Genomic DNA, 1,560 nt, shown 5'->3' with positions numbered 1-1,560 from the left:
CAAATAATGCGAGCTATTGAATATAATTTTAGGCGTTTGCTAGGTAATGGTTAAAATTTGAATATATAAAAAGGTAAATTGCAAGATAAACTTGCAATTTAACAGAAGAATTTTAAATAATTAGAGTTAGTCCATTTGGTGGCGAAGGTATGTTGGTGTGTCAAGCTGTGCGATATACTCATCACTGTTATATCCACCGCTTACTCTTCTTTTTAAAACGATATTTTTATTTAGAAGATCATTTTCAGGCTCTTGGGCTATTTTTTTTTCTTCGCTTTCTTTTTCTGCACCTTTAAAACCTGTTGCGATGATAGTAACTTCGACTTTATTGTCTTCTATGTTTTCATCAGTTGTTGTACCAAAGATCACATCAGCATCATCATCAGATGCCTCTTCAACCATCGACATCGCACTGTGTAGATCATCAAGTGAGCAGCTTGGGTGCATTTTAAAGTGAACTAAAACGCCAAGTGCTCCATTTATATTCATATTATCAAGTAGTGGAGACTGGATGGCATTTTTGATAGCTTCTTGAGCTGCGCCCTCGCCATAAGCCTCGCCAACACCCATCAAAGCGTGACCTCTATGGCTCATAACTGTTTTTACGTCAGCAAAGTCAAGGTTGATATCGCTCGTGCCAGAGTCAAGCACGATAGAACACATGCCATTTACAGCTCTTGCAAGCACTTCGTCAACCATTTTAAAGCTCTCTTTTATGCCTGATTTTTTATCTATGAGAGTTAAAAGTCTGTCGTTTGGTATGATAACGATCGAGTCGCTCTCTTTTCTAAGTTCGTTTAGACCGATATCTGCTAGCTTGCTGCGCTTTTTACCTTCAAATGAAAAAGGCATGGTTACAACAGCAACTGTTAGTGCACCTATCTCTTTTGCAGCTTGTGCAACTACCGGAGCAGCGCCAGTGCCTGTACCGCCACCAAGACCAGAAGCGATGAAAACAACGTCAGAAGTCTCAAGAGCACTCTTTATCTCTTCGTAGCTCTCTTGCGCAGCCTCTTTACCGACCTCTGGTCTCATGCCAGCGCCTAGACCTTTTGTCTTTTTCTCGCCTAGCTGAATTTTTGTATGAGCAGGAGAATTTTCAAGTGCTTTAGCATCTGTATTTGCTATCATCAAATCAATATCTAAATTTGGATTTTCTCTTATGATGTGGTTTATCATATTACCACCACCGCCACCTACGCCTACTACTTTTATCTTTGCACTATAAAGGCTTTTATTTTCCTCGATCGTGAAACTACGCATTATTTAAATTCTCCTTAAAATAGTTGTGTCAAGCTGTGCCAAAATTTCTTAAGAGCACTTGGTTTTTTATCTTGCTTGCTTATATCAGCGATATTTGCAAGCTCGTTTTTGTTGTTTGTTTGCTCTAAATTTATATCCATATTTACAAGCTCAATGCCCTCTTCAAAATCATCTTTTTCCTGTTTTTTTGCTTCAAATTTCTCTTTTTTCTCTTCTTCAAAAATGTTGAAATTTGTTTTTGGCTTTGATCTTAACTCACCTTTATATCTCATCTTTTTTTCTGAGTCTATCTCATAA

General features: G+C 37.8%; 1 protein-coding gene and 1 pseudogene. Both read right to left on the bottom strand.

Going from position 1 to position 1,560, the window contains the following annotated elements; all coding sequences use genetic code 11:
- Window positions 1-126 precede the first annotated feature (126 nt).
- On the bottom strand, window positions 127-1,263 hold the full coding sequence (gene ftsZ / locus Q0296_RS07765; RefSeq protein WP_298038981.1) for a cell division protein FtsZ: 1,137 nt from the start codon (window positions 1,261-1,263) through the stop codon (window positions 127-129).
- Window positions 1,264-1,277: 14 nt separating this feature from the next.
- Window positions 1,278-1,560: pseudogene (locus tag Q0296_RS07760) on the bottom strand (cell division protein FtsA); the annotation flags it as partial.

Source organism: uncultured Campylobacter sp. (genome assembly GCF_937890585.1).
GTDB lineage: Bacteria > Campylobacterota > Campylobacteria > Campylobacterales > Campylobacteraceae > Campylobacter_A.
The sequence above is the reverse complement of the archived record's forward strand: the minus strand, read 5'-3'. Positions and strand labels throughout refer to the sequence as shown.